Here is a 26962-nt window from a genome sequence, read left to right on the forward strand (position 1 = left end):
CGTACGGCCGCGCCGTACGGGCCCTCATGGCGCCACCTGCGCGACGGCCGCGGCGATGCCGGGGTAGGCGCCGCACCGGCACAGGTTTCCGCTCATCCGCTCGCGGATCTCCGTCTCGTCCAGCCGGGGCTGGACCGACAGGTCGGGGGTGACGGCGCTCGGCCACCCGTCGGCGGCCTCGGCCAGCACGCCGGCGGCCGAGCAGAGCTGGCCGGGGGTGCAGTAGCCGCACTGGAAGGCGTCGTTCTCGATGAAGGCGGCCTGCAGCGGGTGCAGGGCGTCGCCGTCGGCGAGTCCCTCCACCGTGACGATCTCCACATCGTCCGCGGTCACGGTGAGCGTCAGGCACGACAGCGCGCGCCGGCCGTCCGCCAGCACCGTGCAGGCGCCGCACTGGCCGTGGTCACAGCCCTTCTTCGCGCCGGTCAGCCCGAGCCGCTCGCGCAGCGTGTCCAGCAGCGTCTCGCGGGTGTCCACGGTGACCGGGCGGGGGACGCCGTTCACCGACAGGAGGAGGTCCGCCGTGACGGGTTCCGGGACCCCGTCGGCCGCCGTGATGTCTGTTTCGCCGTTCACGGGCGCTCCCCTACCCCGTCGGCCGTCCGTGTACCTCCCGGCCGGACGCTTGACGGTTCCTTGACCGGTCCCGTCCTTTCTCCGGGTCGTCGTGTCGTCCGCCCGGTTCACCGGGCGATCACCCGGGCGTCGCGTGGCGCGGGTATCCGCGTCGTTCACCGAACGAAGTATCGCAAACGCCTTTCCCGATCATTTTTCACCTTAAGGTTTTTGCAACCGCTTTTCATTTTATTACCGTCCTAATACTTTTTTTCACCCTATTTCCGGGGGGCGCACGCTTAGCCTGGTCGTCAGGGGGACCAATAAGTCGGTGATGTTTGGACAAATCTGGTCACTGCGTGTTCGGATGACGCTGCTGTCCAGTGTCGTCATGGCACTGCTGTGCGGGGGCATCTGTGCCCTGGTCCTGATCGGCGTGCGCGACCGCGCCGTCGCCGACCTGACCGACCGGCTCCTCCTGTCCGGCATGCAGGTGGCCCGCCTCATCGAGCACGGCCAGGTCCCCCCGGTGCTCCCCGTCCGGAAGTCCGCCCTCATCCAGGTGATCGGACCCGGCGGCCAGATCGTGGCGGCGAGCCCGTCACTGGCCGGCAGGCCCCGGCTGACCCGCCTCACACCGCGGGACGACGACTCGTCGGCGGACCGGGTGATCTGCGACGCCCCGGGGTTCCCCGGCACCTGCCTGCGCGTCGTGGCCGTCCGGGTCCCCACCGGCAACGGCAGCTGGATCGTCTACGGCGCCGGCCTCTCCACCCCGTGGTACGTCAGCCGCTCGCTGCTGCTCGGCCTCCTGGCCGCGTCCGGCCTGCTGGTCGGGGCCACCGCGATCGGCGCCTACCGCACCGTCAGCAGGACCCTCGATCCGGTGGAGGACATCTGCGCCGAACTGGCCGAGATCACCTCCTCCGACCTGGGCCGCCGGGTGCCCGTGCCCCCGTACCGCGACGAGATCCGGGGGCTGGCGGAGACGGTGAACCAGACGCTGGACCGGCTGGAGGCCGCGGTCGAGCGGGAGAGGCGGTTCGCCTCCGACGCCTCGCACGACCTTCGCAGTCCCATCACCGCGATGCGCACCCAGGTGGAGGAGGCGCTGCTGCACCGGGAGGACAGCGACTGGCCCTCCGTGGCCGCGGCGGTGCTCGCCAGTCTCGGGCGGCTGCAGGCGATCGTCACGGACCTGCTGGCGCTCTCCCGTCTCGAAGCCGGCGCCGGCGGCCCGCACGCTCGGGTCGACCTGGGAGAGCTGGCCGGCTCGGAGCTGGCGCGCCGCGTCCACCGGATGCCCGTCGTGATGCACATGGAGCCCGGCGTGATGGTCGACGCCGACCGCATGCAGCTCGTCCGGTTGCTCACCAACCTCGTGGACAACGCCGACCGGCACGCCGAGTCGACGATCGTCGTGACGGTGCGGCCCGAGGACGGGCGGAGCGTGCTGGAGGTGCTCGACGACGGCCCCGGGATCCCGCCGGAACAGCGGGAGTACGTCTTCCAGCGCTTCGCCCGGCTCGACGCCGCGCGCAGCAAGGACAAGGGCGGGACCGGGCTCGGCCTGGCGATCTGCCGGGAGATCGTCGAACGGCACGGCGGGACGCTGACCATCCGCGACTCGGAGAAGGGCGCGCGGTTCGTGGTGAGCCTCCCCGCCGCCCCCGGGGGCGCCGCGGGCGACCGTACGGCGGATCCGGAGACGCTCGGCTGAGCGGGCCGGCGGAGTCCGGCGGGCCGCTGCGGGCCGGAAGGCGCACCGGAGGATCCCCGGTGGGACGAGGGGGGGCTCCGGCCGGGTGAGCGTCCCGGAGGGCCCCGGCCGCCCCGCGCCGGTCAGTAGACCGAGATGTGGACGTGGTCGAAGTGGTTGGCGGTGACGCCGCCGCGGTTGGACATCCCGCGCCAGCTCCCGGTGCGGACGTGCCAGATGCGCTGGCGGTAGATGATGTACATGACGCCCAGCCGCCGGGAGTTCTTGATCGCCCAGGCGGCGATCTCGTCGCCGCGCCCGGCCTCGCCGGCCGACGGCATGGCGCCTCCGCCGCTGAGCATGAAGTCGCAGGCGCGGCCGAGGGGGTGCTCGCCGCCGCCCGCGATGCCGCCGTCGACCCGGAAGCATCCGATCCCGAAGTGCGGGCCGAACCGCTGGGCCACGAGCTGCCGGATCAGCCGCATCCGCGGGGTGACGTTGTCGGGGCCCGACGGAAGCTGGGGCACCCACGTGCCGTCGGCCCGGCGGACGCCCGGGGTGGGATAGAGCAGGTCGATCCGGTCCTTGATCTTCTCGATCAGTTTCTCCGCCCGGTCCTTCTCCTTGTCGAGCTTCGACATGCTCTTCTTCAGCTCGGCCTCGCGGGTCCTGGCCTCGTCCCGGGCCCGGCGGTGGTCGTCGCGGACCCGGACGAACACCCGGAGCCTGGCGTCCTGCTCGTCGAGGATCTGCTGGGTGAGCGCCATGCGGCTCAGCAGGGCGGCGGGGTCGCCCGCCCCCGTCAGCGCGGAGATCCCCTCCATCCCGCCGCTCCGGTACCGCGCGTCGGCCAGCAGGCGGACCTCCCGCGCGGCCAGGTCGAGCTCGCCCTGCGCCCGGCTCAGACGGTCCTTGGCCGCCTTCTCGGTCTTCTCGGCCTTCTGCAGCTCGACGCGGGAGTCGTAGTAGCGGGCGATCAGGGACTCGGACTGCTTCTGCATGTCCGCCAGCTCCTTGCGGAGCTGCTTGGCGGTCGGCTTCGGCTCGGCGAGGCCGGATCCGGCCGGGCCGAGGCACAGCGCCACGGCGGTGATCGACGCGGCAAGACCCCGGATCGCGCCCCGCCGCAGGACGTCGCGGGACACAGCCGCCACATCGCTCCCTTTCCCTGATCCTCGGGTACCGGCCCCGGCTCCACGGCCGGGCGGCGCCCCACGCCCGGCGGGCGATCGGAAAGGATGCTCCCGCAATTACGGCACTTGCGGCAAATCTTGCATTACGGTCGTCCGTTGCAGAGCCGAAGGCGCCGGATCGGGCAGGCGCGCCGCCGGAGCGGCCAGGGCGGCCGGGAGAGCCAGGTCAGGAGGGGGCGGCGGCCCCCTCGGCCGGCGAGCCGTCCCCGGCCGGCCGGTTCTCGGGCGCGGGCACCACGACGACCGGGCAGCGGGCGTGGTGCAGCACCCCGTGGCCGACCGAGCCGAGCACCGCCGATCCCAGCCTCCCCAGCCCGCGCGAGCCGACCACCAGCAGGTCGGCGGTCTCCGACGCCTCCCGCAGGGCGACCACCGGATGCCCGCACACCACCGACCTGATCACCGGGACGTGCGGGTAGCGCTCCATCCACGGGGTGAGCGCCCTCTCGGCCGTCTTCTCCGCCGCGGTGGAGACCTCCTCCAGCATCGGCGTGTAGACCACCGTGTACGGTCCCATGACCGGCGCCTCCCAGGCGTGCACCGCGCGCACCCGGGCCCCGCGCCGCGCCGCCTCCTCGAAGGCGTGACCCAGCGCCGCCTCCGAGGACGGGGACCCGTCGAAGCCGACCGCGACCTCGCCGCTCCCGCGCTCCGCCTCCCCCTGGACGACCACGACCGGCACGGCCACGTGGCCCGCCAGCCGCTGCGGGACCGACCCCAGCAGCAGTTCGCGGAACCCGCCCCGCCCCCGGTGGCCGAGCACGAGCACCGCCGCGTCCCCGGACGCGCGGCGCAGCGCCTCGGCCGCGGGCCCGCTCTCCAGCCGCTCCTCCACCTCCAGCCCGGGAACGCGGCCACGCGCCAGATCGGCCGCCTCCGCCAGCACCCGGCGGCACTGCTCCGTCACCGCCGCGCCGTACTCCGGCTCCGAGAACACCGGGAGGTCGTAGTCCATGCCCTCGCAGGCGTGCACGATCCGCAGGACGGCGCCGCGCCGCACGGCGTCACCGGCGGCCCACCCGACCGCCGCCAGGGACGAGGGCGAACCGTCGGCTCCCGCCACGACCACGTCCGTCGCCATGTCACCCTCCTCGCGACCGTTCCCACCTCGTCTTGTGCCCGCCCACCTTCACCCCGGTCAAAAGAGCGGGTCATCGATCATCTCCGGGACGGATTCCACCGCCCGCGGCGCGGGGACGGGTAGGACGCGGCGCGCGGATGCCCGCCGTACGGCTCTCCGGCCCGCGACGCGGGGAACGCCGGGGGGGACGCGAACGGAGGGCGCCATGGCCGGGCACGTGACGGTTCCCGAGGAGATGGACGCCTGGGTGGTCGCCCAGCCGGGGCCGATCGCCTCGGGCCCCCTGGAGCGGGTCCGCCTGCCGGTCCCCCGGCCGGGGCCGGGCGAGGTGCTGGTCGAGGTGGAGGCGTGCGCCGTCTGCCGCACCGACCTGCACCTGGCCGAGGGCAACCTGCCCCCGCGACACCCGCGGACCGTCCCGGGTCACGAGGTGGTGGGCCGGGTGGCGGCCCGCGGCCCGGAGACCGTACGGCTCGCCGCCGGGGAACGGGTGGGCGTGGCCTGGCTCCGCTCGACCTGCGGGCGCTGCCCCTACTGCCTGCGCGGCGCGGAGAACCTGTGCCCGCGTTCCGCCTACACCGGCTGGGACGCCGACGGCGGCTACGCCCGCTACCTGACCGTCCCGGAGGACTACGCCTACCGGCTGCCCGAGGACGGCGCGGCCGAGAAGCTGGCCCCGCTGCTGTGCGCCGGGATCATCGGCTACCGCGCCCTGCTCCGCAGCGAGCTGCCGCCCGGCGGGCGCCTGGGGATCTACGGCTTCGGCGCCTCGGCGCACCTGACCGCGCAGGTCGCCATCGTCCAGGGGGCCACCGTGCACGTGCTGACCCGCTCGTCCAGGGCCCGGGAGCTGGCCCTGGAGCTGGGAGCGGCCTCGGCGGGCGGCGCGGCGGACGCCCCGCCTGAGCCGCTGGACGCCGCGATCCTGTTCGCCCCGGCGGGCGAGCTGGTGCCCGTCGCCCTGGAGGCGCTGGACCGCGGCGGCACACTGGCCGTGGCGGGCATCCACCTCAGCGACGTGCCGGTGCTCGACTACGGGCGGCACCTGTTCCAGGAGCGAACGCTGCGCAGCGTCACCGCCAACACCCGGGCCGACGGCCGGGCGTTCCTGGAGGCCGCCGCGGCCTGCCCGCCGAGGGTCACGACCGTGCCCTACCCGTTCGACGCGGCCGACCGGGCGCTGGCCGACCTGGCCGCCGACCGCGTCGAGGGCGCCGCCGTGCTCCTCATCTGACCCCCCGGGCTCGGGCTCCCGGCTGAGGTACGGCGGGCCGGCTCGGCTCGTCCTCAGGCGACGCGCGGGGCGGCCGACAGCTCGGTGAACAGGTTCTCCCATATCGGCATGATCGCCTCGGGAGCGTAGTCACGGGCCGTGCGGGCGGCGGCGGAACCCAGCCGCAGGCGCAGCTCGCGGTCGCCGATGACGCGGATGAGCGTCCCGGCCAGCTCGTCGACGTCCATGGGCGGGACCAGCAGGCCGTCCACCCCGTCGGTCAGCACGTCGCGCGGGCCGGTCGGGCAGTCGAACGCGACGACCGGCAGCGCGTGGGACATCGCCTCGATCATGACCATCGGCAGGCCCTCGAACCGGGAGCTGAGCGCGTACACCGAGGCCCGGGCCAGCTCCTCGTCCAGCCGGGGGGTGCGGCCCATCAGCTTGACGCTGCCGTCGAGGCCGAGCTCGCCGACGAGGGCGCTCAGCTCGGTCTTCTTGGGGCCGGTGCCGTAGATGTGCAGCCGCCAGTCGGGGAAGCGCCGCACGACCTGGGCGAACGCCGGGATGAGCAGGTCGAGGCCCTTCTGCTTGACGAGCCTGCCCGCCGCGATCACGATCGGGTTCTCCTGCGCCGAGGGTCTCCGGCGCAGGGTGTGGACGGCGTTCGGGATACGGACGACCGGCGTGCCGGGCAGCAGGCGCCGGTACGTGTCGCGGTCGGTGCCGGTGAGCACCGCGACCGCGTCCAGCCTGCCGTAGTGGCGGGCGATCTGCCGCCGCACGCTCTCGCGGTGGGTGGTGAAGTTCATGTGCTCCTGGGCGACGCGGACCACGCCGCTCGGGCCGCGCCGGGCGGAGATGAGGTTCAGCGCCGGGCGGGTGGTGACCAGGACGCCTCCGTCGAGGGCGGAGACGTGGTCGATGACGGCCTTCTCCACGCGCTCGGTGAAGTAGCCGGCGGCGAACTCCCCGGGCGGGACGACCTTGCCGCGCACCCTCCGCCAGATCCGGCGGCCCATCGAGTCGGTGCGCACGCCGCCGCGCTGGTCGACCAGCGTGGTGATCTCCACGCGCCCGTCGATGGGGAACTGGGGCCTGGCGCGGCGCCGTACCACGCTGATGATCTCGACGTCGTGGCCGGCCGCGGCCATGGCGTTGGCCTGGTTGACCACCGTCCGGATCGTGCCGCCCATGCCGTAGGCGTGCAGGAGCATGTAGCGGATCTTCACCGGCTCTCGTCCCCGTCGAGGTAGCCCCAGGTCCGGGACATCGGACGGAGTTCCTCGGGGATCTCCTCCGGGCGGGGCAGGGCGCGTCCCTCCTGGACCTTCCCGGACCGGATCTTGTCCTTCCAGTCGCCGAGCCCTTTCTGGACGACCGTCTGCTCGCCGTAGGCGAGCATCACCGGCTCCCACGGAATGCCCAGGAAGTCGCAGATCCGGCGGGTCTCGGCCTCGGGATCCGCCGTGAGGTCCTCGTAACGGAGGGTCAGGCCGGGCAGGTCAGCCCTGGCACGTTCCACGGCCTTCATATAGCGCAGCGCGTCGAGCGCGGCCTCGCGCGGGGTCCGCCGGTCGGGGCTCGCCTCGTGCCAGGAGGTCGCGATGGAGGCGGGGTGACGCAGCAGGAAGACGAAGCGGGCGTCGGGCCAGCAGGTGGCGATGCGCCGGTGGGCGAAGGCGTTGGCCGGGGTCTTGTCCACGATGTGCGCTTTACCGCTGCGGACCAGCTCGCGGTGGAGGACCCGGTCCCACAGCAGGTGCTCCAGGTCGGCCTGGTTGTGGCCGAGTGCCTCCATGGCGCGGGCGGCGAGCGGGGTGGTGAGCCCGACGGACAGCCGCCGCACGTGCAGCTCATGCGGGGCGTGCAGCATCGGGTGGGCGTTGAGCATCGCGCGCAGCAGGGTGGAGCCGGACCTGACCGGCGAGAGGATGAAGATCGGGGCGGTGAGCAGCCGGTCGCTCCGCGGGTCGGCGGGGAGACGGACGAGGTCGTCCGCCGCCACCGCGGGCGCCCGTCCCGCGCCCCTGGCGGCGGACCCGGCGCCGGCTTCCGCCTTCCCGGCGCGAGTGATCTGGAACCCGGTCAGCTCCTTCACGGCGGCGTTGGCCTTGCGTTTCCAGTTCATCCCATGGACGCTATCGAGCTTTCCTGACAGTGACCTGGGGATTCCTGACGGTTACCTGGAAGTCCCCTGGGAGTGCCCGCGCCGTCCGGCCGGGGCCGGACGGCGCGGAGGCGGGCCGGGCCGGAGACGGACTCGGACGCGGATTCGGGGCGGAGACGGGCGGAGACGGACATGCGGCGGCGGCCCCGCTCCCCGCCCTGATGGGCGTCGGGGAGCGGGGCCGCCGGCGGTTCTCACCGTCCCGCACCGTTGCGGGGGTGGAGGCGCTTACCGGACGCCGCGCCTGCGGTACAGGCTGACGGTCAGGATGACGCCGATCGCCGCGACGGCCACCTGGAGGAGCAGCTCGATCCAGTCGATGCCCGAGGTGTGGGCCACGCCGAGAGCACCGGCGATGGCGGTACCGATGAAGGCGGCGACGATGCCGATCACGATGGTCAGCCAGATCGGGATGTGCTGCTTGCCCGGCACGGCGAGACGGCCGAGGGCACCGACGATGGCTCCGATGACGATGGCGGTGATGATTCCGGTGACAGTCATGTTCACACTTCCTTTTGCTCGGCTGCCGATCGTCTGCCCCGGCACGGGACGGCAACACATAACAGAACAATTACGGCCTGATGGGACGGGTGAACATCCAGCTCAGAGCCCATTCCGGCACTCGCAGAAAAAGCCGTGACAGCCCGGGAGGGCCTTCCGGAGAGGGCTTCGGCCGCGTGACGGAAGGGCCGGGAGGAGCCGGGGAGAACTCTGGGAAAGGCCGCGGGAAGGCGCGGGGACGACACGGAGAGAACACAGGGAGAACACGGAAAGAACACGGAGAGAACACGGGAGGCACGGCTCGGGGCGGAAGCGGCATCGGCGGCCGGCTTCGCCAATACCTCCCCTATGGATAAGCATGAACCTTTCTTGAGGGATAAAGCCGTGTGACGAGTGCTTCGGTTGGATATTTCGTTCCTTATTGGGCAAGTCTGCTCGGTTTCGGAGCGGGAGGGCGAGCCGTACGGCTTCCAGAAGGGGCGTGCATGGCGGACCCGCGGAAACTCCCCGGTCTCATCGCCGAGCTGGCGGCGGAGTTCGCCGGCACGGCGATCCTGATCCTGTTCGGGGTGGGCGTCGTGGCGCAGGTCGTCGCCGCCCACATCGGCGACCACGACAGCGTCTCGTGGGCCTGGGGCCTGGGCGTCACCTTCGGCGTGTACACCGCAGGCCGGATCAGCGGCGCGCACCTCAACCCCGCCGTCACCGTCGCCCTCGCCGTCTTCAAGGGCTTCTCCTGGCGCAGGGTGCTGCCGTACTGCGTGGCGCAGATCGCCGGGGCGTTCGTCGCCGCCCTCCTCGTGCGGTGGAACTACACCGAGATGCTGCACGCCGCCGACCCGGGACTGACGATCAAGACGCAGGGCGTCTTCTCCACGCTGCCCGGCAACGGCTCGCTGCCCGTCGGCCTCTGGGGCGCCTTCCGCGACCAGGTGATGGGCACCGCGATCCTGCTCTTCCTCATCTTCGCCGTCATCGACGTCCTGAACACCCCGCCCGGCGCGAACCTCGCCCCCTTCGTCATCGGGCTGATCGTGGTGGCGATCGGCATGGCCTGGGGCACGAACGCCGGCTACGCCATCAATCCCGCCCGCGACTTCGGGCCGCGCCTGGCGTCCTTCCTCACCGGCTACGAGACCGCCTGGCGGGACCAGTACGGCCAGATCTACTTCTGGGTGCCGATCGTGGCCCCGCTGATCGGCGGCGTGCTGGGCGGAGCCCTGTACGAGCTCCTCGTCGGCCGGTTCCTGCGCCCCGGGGAGGAACCGGAGCCCGGCAGGCTGCCCCCCGGACCGCCCTCCCCCTGAGAAGGCGTCACCGGCACAGCGACCGGAACAGTGAAGGAGGGAACCCATGGCGGACTTCGTCGGAGCGGTCGACCAGGGGACGACGAGCACCCGGTTCATGATCTTCGACCACGGCGGCAACGAGATCGCCCGCCACCAGCTCGAACACGAGCAGATCCTGCCCCGGGCCGGCTGGGTCGAGCACAATCCGGTGGAGATCTGGGAACGCACCCGCTCGGTGATCGAGACCACCCTGGCCAGATCCCGCGTGACCGCCGCCGACCTCGTCGCCCTCGGGATCACCAACCAGCGCGAGACCGCGGTGGTGTGGAACCGGCGCACCGGCCGGCCGTACCACAACGCGATCGTCTGGCAGGACACCCGCACCGACCGCATCGCCTCGGCTCTGGACCGCGACGGCCGCGGTGACGTCATCCGCCGTAAGGCGGGCCTGCCGCCGGCCACCTACTTCTCCGGCGGGAAGATCCAGTGGATCCTGGAGAACGTCGACGGGGTCCGGCAGGCCGCCGAGGACGGCGAGGCGATCTTCGGCAACACCGACACCTGGCTGCTGTGGAACCTCACGGGGGGAAGGGACGACGGAGTCCACGTCACCGATCCCACCAACGCCAGCCGCACCATGCTGATGGACCTCGAGACGCTGGAGTGGGACGACGAGCTGCTGTCGTTCTTCGGCATCCCCCGCGCCATGCTGCCCGCCATCAGACCCTCCTCCGACCCCGGCCTGTACGGCGTCACCCGGGCGAACGGGCCGCTGGGCCGCGAGGTTCCCCTCTCCGGCGACCTGGGCGACCAGCAGGCCGCGACCGTCGGCCAGGTCTGCTTCGACGTCGGCGAGGCCAAGAACACCTACGGCACCGGCAACTTCCTGCTGCTCAACACCGGCCACGAGCCGGTCCGCTCCAAGAGCGGCCTGCTGACCACCGTCTGCTACCGGTTCGGCGACGAGCGGCCGGTGTACGCGCTGGAGGGGTCGATCGCGGTGACCGGCTCGGCGGTGCAGTGGCTGCGCGACCAGCTCGGCATCATCTCCGGGGCCGCCGAGAGCGAGGCGCTGGCCCGCCAGGTGGCCGACAACGGCGGCATCTACTTCGTGCCGGCGTTCTCCGGCCTGTTCGCCCCCTACTGGCGCTCCGACGCCCGGGGCGCGATCGTGGGCCTGTCGCGCTACAACACCAACGCCCACCTGGCCCGCGCCACCCTGGAGGCGATCTGCTACCAGAGCCGCGACGTGGTCGAGGCGATGCGGCAGGACTCCGGCGTCACCCTGGACGTGCTGCGGGTCGACGGCGGCGTCACCGCGAACAACCTGTGCATGCAGATCCAGGCCGACGTGCTGGGCGTGCCCGTCTCCAAGCCGGTCGTCGCCGAGACCACCGCCCTGGGCGCCGCCTACGCCGCCGGGCTGGCGATGGGTTTCTGGAAGTCCACCGACGGGCTGCGGCAGAACTGGAACGAGGAGCGGCGCTGGGAGCCGAGATGGACCGAGGAGCAGCGCGAGCACGGATACGCCGGTTGGAAGAAGGCCGTGGAACGCACGTTCGGCTGGGTGGACGTCGACTGACCGCGCCCGGACCGTCCGGACCGGGAAGTCCGGGAAGCCTGAGGGGCCCGGGGAGCCCGGGGAGCCCGGGGAGCCCGGGAAGCACGCCCGTCCCGCGCAGGCGGGACGACGACACGGGAGGTGCCCGTTGAACGAACCCGCATTGGGACCGCTGTACCGGGAGTCGGCGCTGCGGCGGATGGGCGAGAAGGAGTACGACGTGCTGGTCGTCGGCGGCGGGATCGTCGGCGCGGGAGCCGCGCTCGACGCCGCGTCGCGCGGCCTGACGGTCGCGCTGGTCGAGGCGAACGACTGGGCGGCCGGCAGCTCCAGCAGATCCAGCAAGCTGATCCACGGGGGCCTGCGCTACCTGGAGCAGTTCGACTTCGGGCTGGTGCGGGAGGCGCTGAAGGAACGCCACCTGCTGCTGACCCGGCTGGCGCCGCACCTCGTCTGGCCGGTGCCGTTCCTCTACCCGCTGACCCACCGCCTCTGGGAGCGGTTCTACGTCGGCGCGGGCATGACCCTCTACGACTTCCTGGGCGGGCTGCGCGCCGTCATGCCCCGGCACCGGCACCTGACCCGCCGCGGCGCGCTGCGGGAGGCCCCCGCCCTGCGCCCCGACTCGCTGGTCGGCGCCCTGCAGTACTTCGACGCCCACACCGACGACGCGCGGCTGGCGATCGCGATCGTGCGGACGGCCGCCCGGTACGGCGCCGCCGTCGCCAACCGGGTCCGCGCCGGCAGCCTGCTCCGCGACGGCGAGCGCGTCGTGGGCGCGCACGTGACGGATCTGGAGAGCGGCCGGGAGATGGACGTCCGGGCCCGCGTGGTGATCGGCGCCACCGGGGTCTGGACCGACGAGACGCTGCGGATGGCCGGGGCAGGGAAGAGCCTCACCGTCAAGCCGTCGAAGGGCGTCCACATCGTCGTCCGCCGCGACCGGCTCGACCTGAACACGGCGCTGATCCTGCGGACCGAGAAGAGCGTGCTGTTCGTGATCCCCTGGGACGACTACTGGATCATCGGCACCACCGACACGCCGTGGACCCTGGCCCGGGACCACCCGGTGGCCAGCCGCGCCGACATCGACTACATCCTCGACCACGTCAACGCGGTGCTGACCACCCCCCTGGGCCACGACGACGTCGAGGGCGTCTACGCCGGGCTGCGGCCGCTGATCGCCGGCGCCGCGACCGGCACCGAGAAGCTCTCGCGCGAGCACCTGGTCGCCAACCCGGTGCCGGGCCTGGTGACGGTCAGCGGCGGCAAGTACACCACCTACCGCGTCATGGCCAGGGACGCCGTCGACGCCGCCGCCGAGGAACTGGGTTCCGGCGTGCCGGAGTCGGCCACCGAGCGGCTGCCGCTGCTGGGCGCGACCGGCTACGAGGCCGTGTGGAACGGCCGCCGCAACCTCGCCGAACGGTACGGGCTCGGCGTGGGCCGGATGGAGCGGCTGCTGCGCCGCTACGGGTCCGGCGTCGAGGAGCTGCTGGAGATCGTCGGGGCCGACCCCGCTCTGGGGGAGCCGCTGCCCGCGGCGCCGGACTACCTGCGGGCCGAGATCGTCTACGCGGCGTCGCACGAGCAGGCTCTGCACCTCGCGGACGTGCTGGCCCGCCGTACCCACGTCGCCATCGAGCAGCGGGACCGGGGCCTGGCGGCCGCGCCCGAGGCGGCGGCCCTCGTCGCGCCCGTGCTGGGCTGGGACGAGGAGACGGTCCGGCGCGAGACCGAGGAGTACCGCCGGCTGGTCCACGCCGAACTGGCCGCCGAGAGCCAGCCGGACGACGAGCACGCCGAGGAGGCCCTGCTCTCCTCCGGCTGACACCCGCTCCGCACGACCTGCCGAGGCGGGCCGTACCCCTCTTCCCTGGAACCGGCGTCATGGCTGTTCCGGCGGGTCGGGGACGAGCAGCCCCCGGTTGAACGCCTCGGCGACCGCCGCGGCGCGGTCGCCGACCCCGAGCTTGGCGTAGATGTTCAACAGGTGGGTCTTGACGGTGGCCTCGCTGATGAGCAGCCTGGCCGCGGCGTCCCGGTTGGTCGTCCCGGCGGCGACCAGCTCCAGGACCTCCAGCTCCCGCCGGCTGAGCGGCTTGGTCCCGGGATCCCGGACCCGGCTCATCAGCCGGGTCGCCACCGACGGCGAGAGCACGGCCTGCCCGTGGGCCGCCGCGCGTACCGCCCGCAGCAGTTCGTCGCGGGGAGCGTCCTTGAGCAGGTAGCCGGTGGCACCCGCCTCGATCGCCGGCAGGACATAGCTGTCGGTGTCATAGGTGGTCAGCACGAGCACCCGCGCGGTGACGCCCCGCCGGGCCAGCTCGGTGATCGCGGTCAGGCCGTCCATGCCGGGCATCCGCAGGTCCATCAGGATCACGTCGGGTGCGAGGACCTGGGCGAGCCGGACCGCCTCGGCGCCGTCGCCGGCCTCGCCGAGCACCTCGTAGCCCGGGTCGCGTGCGAACATGCCGCTCAGCCCGTCCCTGACCACGGGGTGGTCATCCACGATCAGCAGCCTGATCGGGGCGCCGGTCGCGTGGCTCATGCCACGGCCCCCGCGGGCGCGACCGGGAGGCAGGCCGAGACGGCCGTTCCGGCACCCGGTTCCGACTCGATCTGAAGCGTCCCGGACAGGCTCTCGATGCGCTGCCGCATCGCGACGAGGCCGAACCCGCCGCCCGGTGTACCCGCGTCCGGAGGCCGCGGACCGTCGCCTCCCGCGCCTCCCGCGCCTCGCGAACCGCCGCCGCCGTCACCGAGCCGGTCCGGTTCGAAACCCCTGCCGTCGTCACGCACGTCCAACGCGACCTCGTTCTCCATGTAGGACAGTGTCAGCCCGACCATGGTCGCCCGCGCGTGCCTGGCGACGTTCGCCAGCGCCTCCTGTGCCGTGCGCAGCAGCGCGATGTCGACCTCAGGCGGCATCGGCCGTACCGTGCCGGTCGTGGCCACCTGGACCGCGACGCCGTGCAGCGCCGACCAGCGTCCGGCGACGTCGGCCAGCGCCTCACTCAGCCGGGCCTCCTCCAGCGCCTCGGGGCGCAGGGCGTGGACCGACCGCCGCGCCTCGGACAGGCTCTCCCTGGCCAGCCGGGTCGCCGCCCGGACGTGCCGGCGCCACAGCGTCTGGTCGTCGGCGAGCTGCTCGGCCGCCTGCAGCTGGGTGACGATCCCGGTGAGCCCCTGCGCCAGCGTGTCGTGGATCTCGCGGGCCATCCGCTGCCGCTCGTCGGAGACCCCGGCCTCCCTCGCCTGGATCAGCAGCTGCCGCTGCAGGCCGGCGTTCTCGGCCATGCTCGCCTCCAGCCTGCGGTTCGCCTCCCGCACCTCCGCGAGGGCCTGCTCCCGCAGTTCCTCGCGCTCCTCGCCTTTGCGGCCGAGCCAGGCGAGACCGCACATGGGGAATACGTTCACGGCGAGGACCACCAGGTAGGCGAGCACGCCGTAGAGGTCCGTCTTGGGCACGGAGGACGCCTGTGCTGTGCCCGCCACGATCGCCACCCCGCCGATGGCCGCCAGCTCCGACGGCCACGGCAGAACCCGGAAGGCGTAGAAGTAGCCGACGGGGGTGAAAAGCCCGAACCAGGGGTCCCTGACCACCAGGATCGCCATGAGCACGATCAGCCCGCCCATGAACAGCCCCATGATCCGCGGGCGTTCCCGCCAGGCCGGATGCAGGGTGAACATCCACAGCATCCACGCCGCCGTCAGCGCGCACAGCGCGAGATCGACGCCGAAGAGGTCGCCGTCGGACCCCCTGATCGCCACCGTGACACCGGTCATGATCGCCAGCAGGACGTAGGGCACGACGGTCACCAGCGGAAGCAGCCCCCGGTTCCACCGGTCCTGCCGGGTGTGCGGCGTCGGAGCGCTCATCTGCATCCTTTCCGCCGCGGCCTACTCCCAGCGGAACAATTTAGCGGCGGCCAGTCCGAACACCACCGCGTACACCGCCATGACCAGCAGTTGCTGCGGGTGCGGCCAGTCTCCCCCCGCCGCCCGCTGCAGCGCCTGGACCGCCGCGCCGAGCGGGGTGCCGTGGCTGAGGTGACGCAGGAGCGTGGGCATCTGGGCGATGGGCACCCACAGACCGGCGAAGAACATCATCGGGAAGAACAGGACCGTGCCGATCGCCTGGGCGGCCCGCCCGCTTCCGGCGACCGCGGCGACGAACAGGCCGATCGCCTGCAGCGCGGCGGCGGCGAGCAGTGCCGCGACGGCGAACCCCGCGGGCTGCTTCGGCGGAGCCACGCCGTACGCCACCCCGGCCACCACGAGGATCACGGTCGCCGCGACCACCGTGACGGCGAAATTGACCGCGAGCTGGGCGGCGAGCACCCGGACCGGCCCCATCGGCGTCGTCCGCAGCCGGCGCAGGACGCCTTTCTCCCGGTAGCCGGCCAGGACCATCGGCAGCGCGCTGAGCGCGAGCAGCGCGATCGAGAACGCGATCAGGACGGGCACGTAGACATCGAGCAGGGTGGCGCCGCCGAGTTCCTTCTCCGGCTTGCCGAAGGAGGGCAGGCTGCCGAAGACGATCAGCAGCACCAGCGGGAACCCGACGCCCCAGACGGGCCCGACCCGCTCACGAATGAAGAGCTTCAGCTCGGTGACGGTAAGCCGTCCGAGCGCGGAACGCGACACGGCCGCCGGCGGCGCCGCGGTGGTGGTGACGGACATGATCATTCTCCTGATCCGATATGACGTGGCCGGTCAGTTCTCACCGGGCCGGTTCCGCCCGGCGGGACGCCCGGTCTCCGGGCGCCGCCCGGTCAGCGCGACGAAGGCGTCCTCCAGGCTGGCCCGCTCCACGCGCAGTTGCCGCGCCACGATGCCGTGGCGGGCCAGCGCGGAGATGACCGCGTTCAGCGCGTCGTCGTTTCCCGTGACCGTCACGACGTCGTCCCGGCGGGTCACGCCGGTCACCTCGGGAAGATCGGTCAGCAGCCGGTCGTCGAACGGCGCGGACGGCCGGAAGCGGATCCGCTGCTCGGCGTGGATCCGCCCGGTCAGCCCGGCCGGGGTGTCCACCGCGGCGACACGGCCCGCGTCGATCAGCGCGATCCGGTCACACAGCCGCTCGGCCTCCTCCATGAAGTGGGTGACGAGCACGATCGTGACGCCGCGGGAACGCACATCCTCGATCAGCTGCCAGGTGTCACGTCTGGCCTGCGGGTCGAGGCCGGTGGTCAGCTCGTCGAGTACGGCCACCCGCGGGTCCCCGACCAGGGCCAGCGCGATCGAGAGCCGCTGCCTCTGACCGCCGGACAGCTTCCCGTACCTGGTCGAGCTCTTGTCCGCGAGCCCGAGCGCGTCCATCAGGGCACGCCGGTCGGCCGGCTCACGGTAGAAGGAACCGTAGAGCTCGAGCGCCTCCCCGACCTTCAGCCGGTCGGGCAGCGCGCCGTCCTGGAGTTGCACGCCGAGCCGCTGGGTCAGCTCGGCGCGGTCGCGCCGAGGGTCGAGCCCGAGCACGCTGATCTCGCCCCGGTCCGGCCTGCGCAGCCCCTCGACGCACTCCACCGTCGTGGTCTTGCCCGCGCCGTTGGGGCCGAGGATCCCGAAGATCTCCCCCTCCTGGACGGTGAAGGAGACATCGTCGACCGCCACGGTGTCCCCGTAGCGCTTGTGCAGGTTGCGCACCTCGATCACTGCCGGCATGTGGTGGCCCTCCCGGTGTTCCGGCCCGTCGCGTCCATGTGCCTTCAGCCTCGCGGGATCCGGCCGGACGCGGTATCGACCGTCCGGCGAGATTCCGCGACTCCCGGGCCGAGGCACCGGATGGACCGGACGGTCGAGCCGATCCACCGATCGGTTGAGCCGGGGGGCGGGGTCCACACGGACGACGCCGTCCCGGGGGCGGCCTCCCCCGTCGGGAAAGGACGCTGCGGGACGGTGGAACGGCGGGGTGTGGATGGCGTACGGTCCTACTCATGTGCCGGAGCATCAAGACCCTTCGTGAGCCGTACTCCAGCGACGTGACGGACGAGGACGTGCGGGCCGCCGCGTTGCAGTACGTCCGTAAGATCTCCGGTTTCCGGGCCCCGTCGGCGCGCAACGCCGAGGTCTTCGACCGGGCCGTGGAGACCATCGCCGCCGCGACCCAGGTCCTGCTGGACGACCTGCACCTCCCCCGCCCGGCCGCGCCGCGGCCGGGGGCCTGACGGCCGTCCCGCTCCCCGGAGCGGGACGCCCGGGCAGGCCGGGTGGGCCGCCCCGGTCAGGCCGTACGGTCAGGCCGGGTCGGCGGGCTCGCCGTCGCGGGGCCGTACGAGATCGCGCAGGCTCTCCGGGACGGACGCGCCGGCGGGGAGTGATCCCTGCCCCGGTGACGCGGTGCTCTTCGGCGCGGCGCCCTTCGAGACGGCGCCCGCCATCCGGTCGAAGAAGCGCAGCATCTCGACCGGGAAGGGCATCACCAGCGTGGAGTTGCGCTCCGCCGCGACCTCCACGACGGTCTGCAGCAGGCGCAGCTGCATGGCTCCCGGGGTGTCGTGCATGATGCCCGCCGCGTCGGCGAGCTTCCTGGACGCCTGGAACTCCCCGTCCGCCGTGATGACGCGGGCCCGGCGCTCGCGCTCGGCCTCGGCCTGGCGCGACATCGACCGCTTCATGGTCTCGGGAAGCTGCACGTCCTTGATCTCCACGCGGTCGATGTGGATGCCCCAGCCGATCGCCGGGCTGTCGATCATCAGCTCCAGGCCCTCGTGCAGGCGCTCGCGGTTGCACAGCAGGTCGTCCAGCTCGCTCTTGCCGATGATCGAGCGCAGCGACGTCTGGGCCACCTGGCCGACGGCGAACAGGTAGTCCTCCACCTCGATGGCCGCCTTCATCGGGTCCACGACCCGGAAGTAGACGACCGCGTCCACCTTGACCGAGACGTTGTCGCGGGTGATGCCCTCCTGGGCGGGCACCGGCATCGTGACGATCTGGACGTTGACCTTCTTCATCCGGTCCACGACCGGGATGAGGATCGCCAGGCCCGGACGGCGCGGGTTCGGCAGCGCCCTGCCGAACCGGAAGACGATGCCCCGCTCGATCTGGTTGACCACGCGGGCCCCGCCCAGCACGACCCAGGCGACGATGAAGGCGATGATCCCGTACAGGATTTCGATGAACATCTCAAACCCCCTTTTCTCAGCATTCGCCTGGCCTCTCACCGGCCTGTAGGGCCGAAGGTCCCGAACCCGGCGCGGTCGCCCGCCGTGACCGCCGGGCGGGGACGCGGCGGTCACGCCCGGCGGGCGGGGACGCGGCGGACACGGTCCCGCCCGGCGCGCGGCGGGCGCGGCGGGCCACGGACGGGACGACCACCGCGAGCGGCGGGCGCGGCGGGCGCGGCGGGCCACGGACGCGGCGACCACCGCGAGCGGCGGGCACGGGATCCGCGGCCCGGTGGGCGCAAGGACCTTCCCGGGCGGGTCCAAGGTCCCTTCCTCCGGGGGCCCGGCAGAGGTGACGCTGTGGCATAGGGGGTGTTCGCCATGGAAGCCAAGCAGTGGAACGTGCAGATCTTCATCAGCGAGGACGACAACGACGACGTCACCACGGCCAGAGCCGTGCTGTTCACCGACCGCGGCAAGCGGCACGAGGGCGTCGCGCACGCGCGGCGCAACCCCGTCGACCAGCCGGTGCCGGAGATCGGCGACGAACTGGCGGTGGGCCGCGCGCTGTCCACCCTGGCCGCCCAGCTCATCCAGGACGGCGCCCAGGACGTCGCCCAGATGGCGGGATCCTCCCGCGAGTACGGAGGCTAGACGGGTCCGCTCCTCCACCCATGTCCACCCATGACCCCGCCGGACCGTCGGCGGGGCCGTCGGCGCGCCCGGAGGGAGGCCGCGGGGCGGGGCCACCGACGGTCCGGGCCAGGGGCCACCCGGACCGGGCCGTGCGTCCGGGGACGGGACCGCGAGGCGGGGCCCGCGTGTGTTCCACATCACAGAGATGAAGAGTGTGTGCCCGGGACATGTCCGGGGGGTTTCGACGGATCTACCTTTCCCTGAAAGGACCGGTGAACCCGGTTGTCAAAGGAGTACGTCATGGCCGCACCCCCCGCACCGCCCGCACCCTCCTCGTCCCCCCGGCTCCGCCCGTCACGGCCTTCCGCCGTCCTCACCGCCGCCGCGACCGCGCTGCTCGTGCTGCTCTGCCTGCTCGGGGCGTCCCTGGCCGGGCCTCCCGCGCGGGCGGCGTCACTGATCCAGGTCGGCTCGTTCGGTTCGAACCCCGGCAACCTCGCCATGTACGCCTACCGGCCCGACGGCCTGCCCTCCGGCCGGCCGCTCGTCGTGGCCCTGCACGGCTGCACGCAGGACGCGAACGGCTACTTCACCAACTCCGGCTGGCGCAAGTACGCCGACCAGTGGGGTTTCGCCCTCGTCCTGCCGCAGACCAGCGGTTCCAACAACTCCTCGAAGTGCTTCAACTGGTTCGAGACGGGTGACACCAGCCGGGGCCAGGGTGAGGCCGCCTCGATCCGCGCCATGGTCGCCTACGCGGTCGCCAACTACGGCGCCGACTCCGCGCGGGTCTACGTCACCGGCCTGTCGGCGGGCGGCGCGATGTCCGCGGTGATGCTCGCCACCTACCCCGACGTCTTCAAGGCCGGTTCGGTCGGGGCCGGGATCGCCTACCGCTGCGCCGCCGGCCTGACCCAGGCCACCTCCTGCCAGTACGGCGCCACGAACAAGACCCCCCAGCAGTGGGGCGACCTGGTCCGGGCCGCCTACAGCGGCTACTCCGGCCCCTACCCCCGCGTCGCCGTATGGCAGGGCACGTCCGACTACACGGTCACCCCGGCCAACGGCACCCAGCTGCGCGACCAGTGGACGAACGTGCGGGGCGTCTCCCAGACGCCGACCTCGACGTCGAGCCTCCCCGGCGGCACGTCGCTGAAGGTGTACGGCAACAATGACGTGCGCCTGTACGAGATATCCGGGATGGGCCACGGCCTGCCGGTCGACCCGGGCAGCGGCCCCGACCAGTGCGGCAACGCCGCGGCGTACTTCCTCGACACCATCTGCTCGGCCTACCACGACGCGCGGTTCTTCGGCCTGGACGGCGGCGGCGGGCCGACCGCCACCCCGACCGCCACGCCCACCGTCACCCCGACGGCCACCCCGACCGCCACGCCGACGGTCGCCCCGGTCTGCGTGACGGCGAGCAACTACGCCCACACCACGGCGGGCCGCGCCTACGCCTCCGGCGGATACACCTACGCCAAGGGGTCCAACGACCCCATGGGACTGTGGAACGTCCTGACCACCCACACGCTGATGCAGACCGGCCCCGCCTACTGGGTCCTGGCCGACGGCCGGTGCTGATCCGCGCGGGGTCGTGCTCCCCGGTACGGCGGGGCGCGCGACCCCGCCGTGCCGCGGGTCACGGCCGCCCGCGCGGCACCGTCCGGTCACGGCGGCACGCGGAGCCCCCGGGTCACGGGCCGCGTGGCCGCCGGCGGGCCCGCGATCCGTACCGGCTTCCGGCCCGATTACCGGTGGAAGTTCATGTTCGGGTAGACAGAGGGTAATCCACCTTCCTTCGGTGAAGGTCCCCGCGTGACGTGCGGTCACGTGATCGTCGAGGACCGGGGCGTCCCGTCCCCCGTCCGGTCGTTCCCCTCCGGGGCACGGCGGCCGCTTTCCTCCGGTCACGCCCGGCACCTGCCCGCCACCCCATCGGAAAGCCGCTCCATGAGCAACGACAGCACCGGCGTGCCCGCCGGGTTCCGGATCGCCTTCGACCTGTCCTCCCACGAGACGCGGCGGCGAGCCGCGGTCGTCGCCGCGCTCGGGGTCGACTGGGATCCCCCGGCCGTGATGCGCGCCGAGCAGGAGGCCCACGACCTCCTCTACTCCGGCCTCGACCCGCGGCAGCGGGAGATCTACGACATGCTCGTGGCGGCCGGGGTCCTCCCCGGAGGGGAGACCGGCGATGCTGCCCATTGACCCCTGCGCCGACCTGGGCCGCAGGGCCTGGGTCCCCTGCCCTGGATGCCGCGACCACCGGGACTGCGCCGCCTGCGGCGCGGGCCGCAACTGCGCCGACCACTGGCGCTACCTCCTGGGCGTCACCGGCAGCCGTCTGCACCTGCAGTGCCCCGGCTGCACCCACCTGTGGGAGCACGAGACCGGCTTCGGCGCGGGCGGCACACGCCCGTTCTGACCGGCGCGGCCGTCCCCCGGGGTGCCTCCCCGAACGCCGCCCGTTCCGACCGGCGTCCCTGTCCCCGGCGTCCCTGTCCCGTCCGGCCCGCGACACGCCCCGGTGGGGACACCGTCCGTGACGGCCCGGGGCGGTTCCGCCCGTGTCAGGGCCGCCCCACCGGGCAGATCTGCCGGTGTGAGGCGGCGACCGGCAGGAGGGTCCGATGATGTTCGTGGGAACCTCCGGCTGGCAGTACGCCGACTGGCGCGGGGAGCTGTACCCTCCGGGGCTGCCCCAGCGGCTCTGGCTGGAGCGCTACGCCGAGTGCTTCGCCACCGTCGAGAACAACAACTGCTTCTACCGGCTCCCCGCCCGCGAGACGTTCGAGGACTGGGCGGCGCGCACCCCCGCCGGGTTCGTCATGGCGATCAAGGCGAGCCGCTTCCTCACCCACGTCAAACGGCTCAAGGACCCCGAGGAGCCGGTCGGGCGCATGCTGGCGGCGGCCGGCGGCCTGGGTGACAGGCTCGGCCCCGTCCTGCTGCAGCTCCCGCCCACGCTGCGGGCCGATCCCGAACGTCTGGACGCGTGCCTGCGGGCCTTCCCGGCCGGGGTGCGCGTCGCCGTCGAGCCGCGCCACCCGTCCTGGTGGACCGAGTCCGTACGGGATGTCCTGTCGGCGCACGGCGCGGCGCTGTGCTGGGCCGACCGGCTGGGCCGGCCCCTCTCCCCGCTGTGGCGCACCGCCGGCTGGGGGTATCTGCGCCTCCACGAGGGGCGCGCCCGTCCCCGGCCGTCCTACGGCGACACCGCGCTCCGCTCCTGGCTGCGCCGCCTGGAGCGGACGTGGGGCCGCGACCGCGACGTCCACGTGTACTTCAACAACGACCCCGGCGGCGCCGCCGTACGGAACGCGATACGCTACGCGGCGCTCGCGCGGGCCGGAGGATGGCCCGTGAGCCGCGCCCCCGGTGGTGTCCGCGACATCCCCGCCGGGGCGCGGGACGACGCCACCGGAGACGACGGCACCGGAGACGGGAGAGATCATGACCACGCCCACAGGTGACGGAACCATCGACGTCGAGAAGGCCCGCCTGGACACGCCGGGCTGCGCGTCCGTCGCGCACCTCAACAACGCGGGGGCGGCGCTGCCGCCCGCCCCGGTGCTCGACGCGGTGAACGGGCACCTGCGGCTGGAGGCCGTCACCGGCGGTTACGAGGCGGCCGACCAGGCCCGGGAGCTGACCGAGGGGTTCTACGACGCGGTGGCCGGGCTGGTCGGCGCCCACCGCGACGAGATCGCCTACGTGGAGAACGCCACCCGCGCCTGGGACATGGCGTTCTACGCGATCCCGTTCGCCCCCGGCGACCGGATCCTCACCACGACAAGCGAGTACGCCAGCAACGCCATCGCCTTCCACCAGGTGGCGAAGTCGCGTGGGGTGAGCGTTGAGACGCTGCCCGACGACGGCGACGGGCAGCTGTCCCTCGACGCGCTCGCCGCGGGGCTGGCCCGGGGCGGGGTGCGGCTCGTCGCGATCAACCACGTGCCGACGCACAACGGCCTGGTCAACCCGGCCGCCGAGGTGGGCCGCCTGTGCCGGGAGGCGGGCGTGCTGTTCCTGCTGGACGCCTGCCAGTCGGTGGGCCAGCTCGCCGTGGACGTCACGGAGATCGGCTGCGACATGCTGTCGGCGACCGGGCGCAAGTTCCTGCGCGGCCCGCGCGGGACCGGGTTCCTGTACGTGCGGCACGGCCTCGTCGGGGAGCTGGAGCCGCCCTTCCTCGACCTGCACTCGGCCGAGTGGACCGCCCCTGACCGCTACGAGATCCGCGGCGACGCCCGCCGCTTCGAGACGTGGGAGCGCTACGTCGCGGGCCAGATCGGGCTGGGCGTCGCCGCCGGCTACGCCGCCGCCCTGGGCGTCGCGGCCATCGAGGAGCGGGTGACCGGCCTGGCCGCCCGCCTGCGCGATGAGCTCGCGGCGACGCCCGGCGTGACGGTGCTGGACCGCGGCGCCCGCCGCTGCGGCATCGTCACGTTCACCGTCGCGGGCCACGAGTCGGCCGGGGTGAAGGGCGTCCTGCGGGAGCGTGGGATCAACGTCAGCGTGACCGACCGGGCCCACCAGCGTCTCGACCCGAACGCCGTGCCGGCCGCGGTGCGCGCCTCGGTGCACTACTACAACACCGACGAGGAGCTCGACGCCCTGGTCTCCGCCGTCCGGGGGCTCGCGGCACGACACTGAAAACTCTCCGTGTCGGAATAGTCACAGTGGGGATAATCGGGAAGGAGTCCGCCGATCCCGGCGCCGTGACGTTCCAGGGGGAGATATGGCTGCTCGAAGTGCCGGACCGGCCGCCGTGGCGATGGCCGCGCTGCTGACGGTCGCCCTGCTCGGCGGGTGCGGCGGCGACCGGCGGCCGGCCGCCCTGCCGCCCGAGGCCCCGGTGGTCGCCACCTCGTCGGCCGCGGCCGCTCCGCCACCGCAGGCGGGCCCCGAGCTGGAGTACGACGGGGAGTGCCCCACCGGGGCCAACGCCAGGCCGTTCGCCAAGACGCGCTTCGCGCTGCACGCGGGCCTCGCGCTGGGGGCGTTCTACCGCTACATCTACCGGCCGCTGCGCAGCGGCGGGTTCAAGGCCGGGGCGGAGAAGCGCAAGCGCACCTTCGCCAAGGCCGCGGTGGCGGGCCTGTTCACCGTCCACGAACTGAAGGTGGCCCGCGGGTTCGCCCTCGCCAACCCCGGCCTGTGCCGGAGCGTCAAGGCGGTGAGCGACCGCTTCGACGCGCTGACCGCCAAGCTGCGCAACGGCACGGCCACCGAGGCCGACGTGACCGCGGGCAGGGAGGCGTTCGGCCAGCTCCAGCAGGGCGCCGCGCAGGACGGCTACAAGTTCAAGGAGAAGAACGTCACCGTCCCCGGCGCGAGCTGACCGGCCCGGCGCTCCCGCGCGCCGCGGGAGCGCCGTAAGGGCAGAGCGGCCCGGGACCGCGGCAGCACCGTACGGACAGGGCGACCCGGGACCGCGGGAGCGCGGTCCGGCGGGATTGCGGGGGGCGTGCGCGGGGAAGCGGTTGGCCGAGGGCGTCAGGCACCGGCCTGCGCCCGACCCCCGATCCCCCACCCCCGCGGGAGCTGACACGATGCCGAGCCGACGACCGGCCAAGGGACGCCGGACCGGGAGGAACCGGGCCGTCAGGAGGAAGGGCCGGCCCGGAGGGTTCGGGTGGACCGACCTGTTCCTGTGGGGTGTGGCCGCCGTGCTCGCCTACGCCGCGCTGCGGAGCGCGCTGCCGTTCGCCCGTGCGCACCTGCCGTGGTTCACGGCGGCGGCCGTCGCCGTGCTCGCCCTGGCGGCGGCCGTGCCGGTCGTCCGGGCCCGTACGGTGGCCGCGCGGCAGCGCCGGTGGTTCGAGGCGAACCTGGAGTTGGAGCGGGTCGACGGGCTGACCGGCCCGGAGTTCGAGGCGCTCACCGCCGGGCTGCTGCGGCGGGACGGCTTCCGCCGGGTCCGGGAGCTGGGCGGCTCCGGCGACCGGGGTGTGGACCTCACCGCCGTCGGACAGGACGGCCGGCGTTACGCCTTCCAGTGCAAGCGCTACGCCGGCAACGTCGGCGCCCCGGAGGTCCGCAACTTCCTGGGCGCCCTGGCTCACGCGTTCGCCGGGCACACCGGTGTGCTGGTCACCTCCGGCCGGCTGACCCGCCAGGCCCTCGCCGAGGCCGGGGAGGCGGGCCTGATCCTCGTCGAGCGCGACCGGCTGGCCGGCTGGCTGCGGGGCGAGCCACTCCCCCGCGAGCCGCTGCGGTCCGGCTGATCCGCGCGGTCAGGAGCGCAGCTCGGGGAAGTCCTCGTCGCGCCACTCCGCGGGCCGCCCGCCCGCCTGTCCGGCCTTCTCCTCCAGACCGCGCAGCTCGACCCGGCGGATCTTGCCCGACACCGTCTTCGGCAGCTCGGCGAACTCCAGGCGGCGCACCCGCTGGTACGGCGGCAGCCTCTCGCGGGCGTGGCGCAGGATGGCCAGCGCGGTCCCGCGGTCCGGCTCCCATCCGGCCGCCAGGGCGACGTACGCCTTCGGCACCGCCAGCCGCAGCTCGTCCGGCGCGGGCACGACGGCCGCCTCCGCGACCGCGGGATGCTCGACGAGCACGCTCTCCAGCTCGAACGGGGAGATCTTGTAGTCGGACGACTTGAAGACGTCGTCGGTGCGGCCGACGTAGAAGACGTAGCCGTCGGCGTCGCGGACGGCCACGTCGCCGGTGTGGTAGTAACCGCCGGAGGTCGCCCGGGCGTGGCGCTCGTCGTCGCCGCGGTAGCCGGTCATCAGCGAGACGGGCCGGCGGCCGAGGTCGATGCAGATCTCCCCCTCGTCGCCGGGCCGTCCGGTGACCGGGTCGACCAGCGTCACCGGCACGCCGGGCAGGGGCAGGCCCATCGAGCCCGGCTTGACCGGCATGCCGGGGACGTTGCCGACCGACAGGGTGGTCTCGGTCTGGCCGAAGCCGTCACGCAGGGTCAGCCCCCAGTGGCGTCGGACCTGCTCGATGACCTCGGGGTTGAGCGGCTCGCCCGCCGAGACGATTTCCCGTAGCCGGCCGGGACCACCGGACAGATCAGCTTTTATCAGCATCCGCCATACCGTGGGCGGGGCGCAGAACGTCGTCACCCCCGCGTCGCGTATCCGCTCCAGCAGCGCCCCAGGGTCGAACCTCCGGTAGTCGTGGACGAAGATCGTGGCCTCGGCGATCCAGGGCGCGAAGAAGCAGCTCCAGGCGTGTTTGGCCCACCCGGGCGAGCTGATGTTGAGGTGCACGTCGCCGGGGCGCAGACCGATCCAGTAGGCCGTCGTCAGGTGGCCCACCGGGTAGGAGACCTGGCTGTGCTCGACCAGCTTGGGCCTGCTGGTGGTGCCGGAGGTGAAGTACAGCAGCAGCGGGTCGTCCGGCGCGGTGCCCGGATGCGGCGCGGGCGGCGCCGGGGCCGCGTGGGCCTCGGAGTAGTCGGCCCAGCTCGCTGGGGCGCCGCCCACGCAGATCCTCGTGTAACCTCCGCCCACCCCGTCGAACTTGGCGGCGTCGGCGGCGTTGGCGACGACGTGCCGCACCCCGCCCCGCTCCACACGATCGGGCAGGTCGGCCGGGCCGAGGGCCGTGGTGGCCGGGAGGATCACCGCCCCCAGCTTCATCACCGCCAGCATCGACTCCCACAGCTCGACCTGGTTGCCGAGCATCAGCATCACCCGGTCGCCCCGGGAGACGCCGTGGGCGGCCAGGAACGCCGCGACCGCGTCGGAGCGGCGGGCCATCTCGTCGAAGGTGAGCCGGGTCTCCGAACCGTCCTCCCCGACCACCCGCAGGGCGGTGCGGTCGTTGCCCCGGGCGATCGCGTCGAACCAGTCCACGGCCCAGTTGAACGGGTCCTCGAAGCGGGGCCAGGTGAACTCCGCGACCGCTCCGGCGTGGTCGCCGCCCGCGCCCAGCAGTCCGTCACGGGCCCTGCGGTAGATCTCGGTGTTGCCGGTGGCGCCCATGGCGGCGGCTCC

General features: G+C 73.2%; 26 protein-coding genes. 14 read left to right on the forward strand and 12 right to left on the reverse strand.

Translation table 11 applies throughout. The features are described 5' to 3' along the window. Positions 1-24 precede the first annotated feature (24 nt). Complete coding sequence (locus ACFYSC_RS21000) at positions 25-576, reverse strand: 2Fe-2S iron-sulfur cluster-binding protein (protein WP_389964012.1); 552 nt, start codon at positions 574-576, stop codon at positions 25-27. Positions 577-889: 313 nt separating this feature from the next. On the opposite strand from ACFYSC_RS21000, the gene ACFYSC_RS21005 reads away from it, so the two are divergent. Continuing rightward, positions 890-2275, forward strand: a complete 1386-nt coding sequence (locus ACFYSC_RS21005) for a sensor histidine kinase (RefSeq protein WP_389964463.1) — start codon at positions 890-892, stop codon at positions 2273-2275. Between the two features lie 122 nt (positions 2276-2397). On the opposite strand, the gene ACFYSC_RS21010 is transcribed toward ACFYSC_RS21005, so the two are convergent. Both ACFYSC_RS21010 and ACFYSC_RS21015 read right to left on the reverse strand, forming a co-directional pair. Then, on the reverse strand, positions 2398-3408 hold the full coding sequence (locus ACFYSC_RS21010) for a coiled-coil domain-containing protein (RefSeq protein WP_389964015.1): 1011 nt from the start codon (positions 3406-3408) through the stop codon (positions 2398-2400). 205 nt (positions 3409-3613) lie between these two features. Continuing rightward, positions 3614-4528: a universal stress protein gene (locus ACFYSC_RS21015; RefSeq protein WP_389964018.1), complete on the reverse strand. Its 915-nt coding sequence runs from the start codon at positions 4526-4528 to the stop codon at positions 3614-3616. Positions 4529-4733: 205 nt separating this feature from the next. Here ACFYSC_RS21015 and ACFYSC_RS21020 point away from each other — a divergent pair, with 205 nt between their 5' ends. Next, a complete protein-coding gene (locus ACFYSC_RS21020) occupies positions 4734-5762 on the forward strand; it encodes a zinc-binding alcohol dehydrogenase family protein (protein WP_389964021.1) in 1029 nt (342 codons plus the stop codon). Positions 5763-5815: 53 nt separating this feature from the next. On the opposite strand, the gene ACFYSC_RS21025 is transcribed toward ACFYSC_RS21020, so the two are convergent. From ACFYSC_RS21025 to ACFYSC_RS21035, 3 genes are all read right to left on the reverse strand, one after another. Continuing rightward, the gene (locus ACFYSC_RS21025) at positions 5816-6973 is read right to left on the reverse strand and encodes a glycosyltransferase family 4 protein (protein WP_389964024.1); all 1158 of its coding nucleotides are present in this window, start codon (positions 6971-6973) and stop codon (positions 5816-5818) included. Next, the gene (locus ACFYSC_RS21030; protein WP_389964027.1) at positions 6970-7872 is read right to left on the reverse strand and encodes a sulfotransferase family protein; all 903 of its coding nucleotides are present in this window, start codon (positions 7870-7872) and stop codon (positions 6970-6972) included. The genes ACFYSC_RS21025 and ACFYSC_RS21030 overlap by 4 nt, the downstream gene beginning before the upstream one ends. A 267-nt stretch (positions 7873-8139) precedes the next feature. Next, positions 8140-8412, reverse strand: a complete 273-nt coding sequence (locus ACFYSC_RS21035; RefSeq protein WP_389964031.1) for a GlsB/YeaQ/YmgE family stress response membrane protein — start codon at positions 8410-8412, stop codon at positions 8140-8142. A 485-nt stretch (positions 8413-8897) separates the two neighbouring features. Here ACFYSC_RS21035 and ACFYSC_RS21040 point away from each other — a divergent pair, with 485 nt between their 5' ends. The 3 genes from ACFYSC_RS21040 to ACFYSC_RS21050 all read left to right on the forward strand — a co-directional run bounded on the left by ACFYSC_RS21040 (position 8898) and on the right by ACFYSC_RS21050 (position 13093). Further along, a complete protein-coding gene (locus ACFYSC_RS21040; protein WP_389964034.1) occupies positions 8898-9719 on the forward strand; it encodes an MIP/aquaporin family protein in 822 nt (273 codons plus the stop codon). 46 nt (positions 9720-9765) lie between these two features. Next, on the forward strand, positions 9766-11283 hold the full coding sequence (gene glpK / locus ACFYSC_RS21045) for a glycerol kinase GlpK (protein WP_389964037.1): 1518 nt from the start codon (positions 9766-9768) through the stop codon (positions 11281-11283). Positions 11284-11410: 127 nt separating this feature from the next. Further along, positions 11411-13093, forward strand: coding sequence for a glycerol-3-phosphate dehydrogenase/oxidase (locus ACFYSC_RS21050; RefSeq protein WP_389964039.1), 1683 nt, complete (start codon positions 11411-11413; stop codon positions 13091-13093). Between the two features lie 57 nt (positions 13094-13150). Here the strand turns inward: ACFYSC_RS21050 and ACFYSC_RS21055 are convergent, their stop codons facing one another. The 4 genes from ACFYSC_RS21055 to ACFYSC_RS21070 are packed head-to-tail and all read right to left on the reverse strand — an operon-like array spanning position 13151 to position 16929. Then, positions 13151-13813 (reverse strand): response regulator, encoded by a 663-nt coding sequence (locus tag ACFYSC_RS21055; protein WP_389964041.1) that lies wholly within the window; start codon positions 13811-13813, stop codon positions 13151-13153. After that, the gene (locus tag ACFYSC_RS21060) at positions 13810-15144 is read right to left on the reverse strand and encodes a sensor histidine kinase (RefSeq protein WP_389964045.1); all 1335 of its coding nucleotides are present in this window, start codon (positions 15142-15144) and stop codon (positions 13810-13812) included. The genes ACFYSC_RS21055 and ACFYSC_RS21060 overlap by 4 nt, the downstream gene beginning before the upstream one ends. A 21-nt stretch (positions 15145-15165) precedes the next feature. After that, positions 15166-15948: an ABC transporter permease gene (locus ACFYSC_RS21065; protein WP_389964047.1), complete on the reverse strand. Its 783-nt coding sequence runs from the start codon at positions 15946-15948 to the stop codon at positions 15166-15168. A gap of 33 nt (positions 15949-15981) precedes the next feature. Continuing rightward, positions 15982-16929, reverse strand: coding sequence for an ABC transporter ATP-binding protein (locus ACFYSC_RS21070; protein WP_389964050.1), 948 nt, complete (start codon positions 16927-16929; stop codon positions 15982-15984). Positions 16930-17201: 272 nt separating this feature from the next. Here ACFYSC_RS21070 and ACFYSC_RS21075 point away from each other — a divergent pair, with 272 nt between their 5' ends. Beyond that, a complete protein-coding gene (locus ACFYSC_RS21075; RefSeq protein ID WP_362933120.1) occupies positions 17202-17432 on the forward strand; it encodes a DUF2277 domain-containing protein in 231 nt (76 codons plus the stop codon). 69 nt (positions 17433-17501) lie between these two features. On the opposite strand, the gene ACFYSC_RS21080 is transcribed toward ACFYSC_RS21075, so the two are convergent. Beyond that, positions 17502-18389: a slipin family protein gene (locus tag ACFYSC_RS21080; protein ID WP_389964054.1), complete on the reverse strand. Its 888-nt coding sequence runs from the start codon at positions 18387-18389 to the stop codon at positions 17502-17504. 363 nt (positions 18390-18752) lie between these two features. Between ACFYSC_RS21080 and ACFYSC_RS21085 the strand changes: the two genes are divergently transcribed. The 8 genes from ACFYSC_RS21085 (at position 18753) to ACFYSC_RS21120 (ending at position 25237) form a co-directional block, all read left to right on the forward strand. Next, complete coding sequence (locus ACFYSC_RS21085; RefSeq protein ID WP_362933114.1) at positions 18753-19025, forward strand: DUF1876 domain-containing protein; 273 nt, start codon at positions 18753-18755, stop codon at positions 19023-19025. A 282-nt stretch (positions 19026-19307) separates the two neighbouring features. Continuing rightward, positions 19308-20591, forward strand: a complete 1284-nt coding sequence (locus tag ACFYSC_RS21090; RefSeq protein ID WP_389964057.1) for an alpha/beta hydrolase family esterase — start codon at positions 19308-19310, stop codon at positions 20589-20591. Positions 20592-20960: 369 nt separating this feature from the next. Beyond that, positions 20961-21215: a DUF6400 family protein gene (locus tag ACFYSC_RS21095; RefSeq protein WP_389964060.1), complete on the forward strand. Its 255-nt coding sequence runs from the start codon at positions 20961-20963 to the stop codon at positions 21213-21215. Continuing rightward, positions 21202-21432, forward strand: coding sequence for a hypothetical protein (locus ACFYSC_RS21100; protein WP_389964062.1), 231 nt, complete (start codon positions 21202-21204; stop codon positions 21430-21432). Before ACFYSC_RS21095 ends, ACFYSC_RS21100 begins: the two co-directional genes overlap by 14 nt. Before the next feature lie 205 nt (positions 21433-21637). Continuing rightward, positions 21638-22480 (forward strand): DUF72 domain-containing protein, encoded by an 843-nt coding sequence (locus ACFYSC_RS21105; protein ID WP_389964065.1) that lies wholly within the window; start codon positions 21638-21640, stop codon positions 22478-22480. Further along, positions 22461-23663, forward strand: a complete 1203-nt coding sequence (locus ACFYSC_RS21110; RefSeq protein WP_389964068.1) for an aminotransferase class V-fold PLP-dependent enzyme — start codon at positions 22461-22463, stop codon at positions 23661-23663. The genes ACFYSC_RS21105 and ACFYSC_RS21110 overlap by 20 nt, the downstream gene beginning before the upstream one ends. 85 nt (positions 23664-23748) lie before the next feature. Beyond that, positions 23749-24351, forward strand: a complete 603-nt coding sequence (locus ACFYSC_RS21115) for a hypothetical protein (RefSeq protein ID WP_389964071.1) — start codon at positions 23749-23751, stop codon at positions 24349-24351. Positions 24352-24562: 211 nt separating this feature from the next. Further along, positions 24563-25237 carry a restriction endonuclease gene (locus tag ACFYSC_RS21120; RefSeq protein ID WP_389964074.1) on the forward strand — a complete coding sequence of 225 codons (675 nt, stop codon included), beginning with the start codon at positions 24563-24565 and terminating at the stop codon, positions 25235-25237. 9 nt (positions 25238-25246) lie between these two features. On the opposite strand, the gene ACFYSC_RS21125 is transcribed toward ACFYSC_RS21120, so the two are convergent. After that, positions 25247-26950, reverse strand: coding sequence for an AMP-binding protein (locus tag ACFYSC_RS21125; protein WP_389964077.1), 1704 nt, complete (start codon positions 26948-26950; stop codon positions 25247-25249). Between the last annotated feature and the right edge of the window lie 12 nt (positions 26951-26962).

Origin of the sequence: Streptosporangium sp. NPDC004379 (assembly GCF_042873875.1) — a bacterium.
GTDB lineage: Bacteria > Actinomycetota > Actinomycetes > Streptosporangiales > Streptosporangiaceae > Streptosporangium.

What these genes read in the sequence shown, in the direction of transcription:
- ACFYSC_RS21005 (WP_389964463.1), top strand. Translation starts at nt 890, where the DNA reads ATGTTTGGACAAATCTGGTCACTGCGTGTTCGGATGACGCTGCTGTCC.
- ACFYSC_RS21015 (WP_389964018.1), bottom strand. Translation starts at nt 4,528, where the DNA reads ATGGCGACGGACGTGGTCGTGGCGGGAGCCGACGGTTCGCCCTCGTCC.
- ACFYSC_RS21020 (WP_389964021.1), top strand. Translation starts at nt 4,734, where the DNA reads ATGGCCGGGCACGTGACGGTTCCCGAGGAGATGGACGCCTGGGTGGTC.
- ACFYSC_RS21030 (WP_389964027.1), bottom strand. Translation starts at nt 7,872, where the DNA reads ATGAACTGGAAACGCAAGGCCAACGCCGCCGTGAAGGAGCTGACCGGG.
- ACFYSC_RS21035 (WP_389964031.1), bottom strand. Translation starts at nt 8,412, where the DNA reads ATGACTGTCACCGGAATCATCACCGCCATCGTCATCGGAGCCATCGTC.
- ACFYSC_RS21040 (WP_389964034.1), top strand. Translation starts at nt 8,898, where the DNA reads ATGGCGGACCCGCGGAAACTCCCCGGTCTCATCGCCGAGCTGGCGGCG.
- glpK (WP_389964037.1), top strand. Translation starts at nt 9,766, where the DNA reads ATGGCGGACTTCGTCGGAGCGGTCGACCAGGGGACGACGAGCACCCGG.
- ACFYSC_RS21055 (WP_389964041.1), bottom strand. Translation starts at nt 13,813, where the DNA reads ATGAGCCACGCGACCGGCGCCCCGATCAGGCTGCTGATCGTGGATGAC.
- ACFYSC_RS21060 (WP_389964045.1), bottom strand. Translation starts at nt 15,144, where the DNA reads ATGAGCGCTCCGACGCCGCACACCCGGCAGGACCGGTGGAACCGGGGG.
- ACFYSC_RS21065 (WP_389964047.1), bottom strand. Translation starts at nt 15,948, where the DNA reads ATGTCCGTCACCACCACCGCGGCGCCGCCGGCGGCCGTGTCGCGTTCC.
- ACFYSC_RS21070 (WP_389964050.1), bottom strand. Translation starts at nt 16,929, where the DNA reads ATGCCGGCAGTGATCGAGGTGCGCAACCTGCACAAGCGCTACGGGGAC.
- ACFYSC_RS21075 (WP_362933120.1), top strand. Translation starts at nt 17,202, where the DNA reads ATGTGCCGGAGCATCAAGACCCTTCGTGAGCCGTACTCCAGCGACGTG.
- ACFYSC_RS21080 (WP_389964054.1), bottom strand. Translation starts at nt 18,389, where the DNA reads ATGTTCATCGAAATCCTGTACGGGATCATCGCCTTCATCGTCGCCTGG.
- ACFYSC_RS21085 (WP_362933114.1), top strand. Translation starts at nt 18,753, where the DNA reads ATGGAAGCCAAGCAGTGGAACGTGCAGATCTTCATCAGCGAGGACGAC.
- ACFYSC_RS21090 (WP_389964057.1), top strand. Translation starts at nt 19,308, where the DNA reads ATGGCCGCACCCCCCGCACCGCCCGCACCCTCCTCGTCCCCCCGGCTC.
- ACFYSC_RS21095 (WP_389964060.1), top strand. Translation starts at nt 20,961, where the DNA reads ATGAGCAACGACAGCACCGGCGTGCCCGCCGGGTTCCGGATCGCCTTC.
- ACFYSC_RS21100 (WP_389964062.1), top strand. Translation starts at nt 21,202, where the DNA reads ATGCTGCCCATTGACCCCTGCGCCGACCTGGGCCGCAGGGCCTGGGTC.
- ACFYSC_RS21105 (WP_389964065.1), top strand. Translation starts at nt 21,638, where the DNA reads ATGATGTTCGTGGGAACCTCCGGCTGGCAGTACGCCGACTGGCGCGGG.
- ACFYSC_RS21110 (WP_389964068.1), top strand. Translation starts at nt 22,461, where the DNA reads ATGACCACGCCCACAGGTGACGGAACCATCGACGTCGAGAAGGCCCGC.
- ACFYSC_RS21115 (WP_389964071.1), top strand. Translation starts at nt 23,749, where the DNA reads ATGGCTGCTCGAAGTGCCGGACCGGCCGCCGTGGCGATGGCCGCGCTG.
- ACFYSC_RS21120 (WP_389964074.1), top strand. Translation starts at nt 24,563, where the DNA reads ATGCCGAGCCGACGACCGGCCAAGGGACGCCGGACCGGGAGGAACCGG.
- ACFYSC_RS21125 (WP_389964077.1), bottom strand. Translation starts at nt 26,950, where the DNA reads ATGGGCGCCACCGGCAACACCGAGATCTACCGCAGGGCCCGTGACGGA.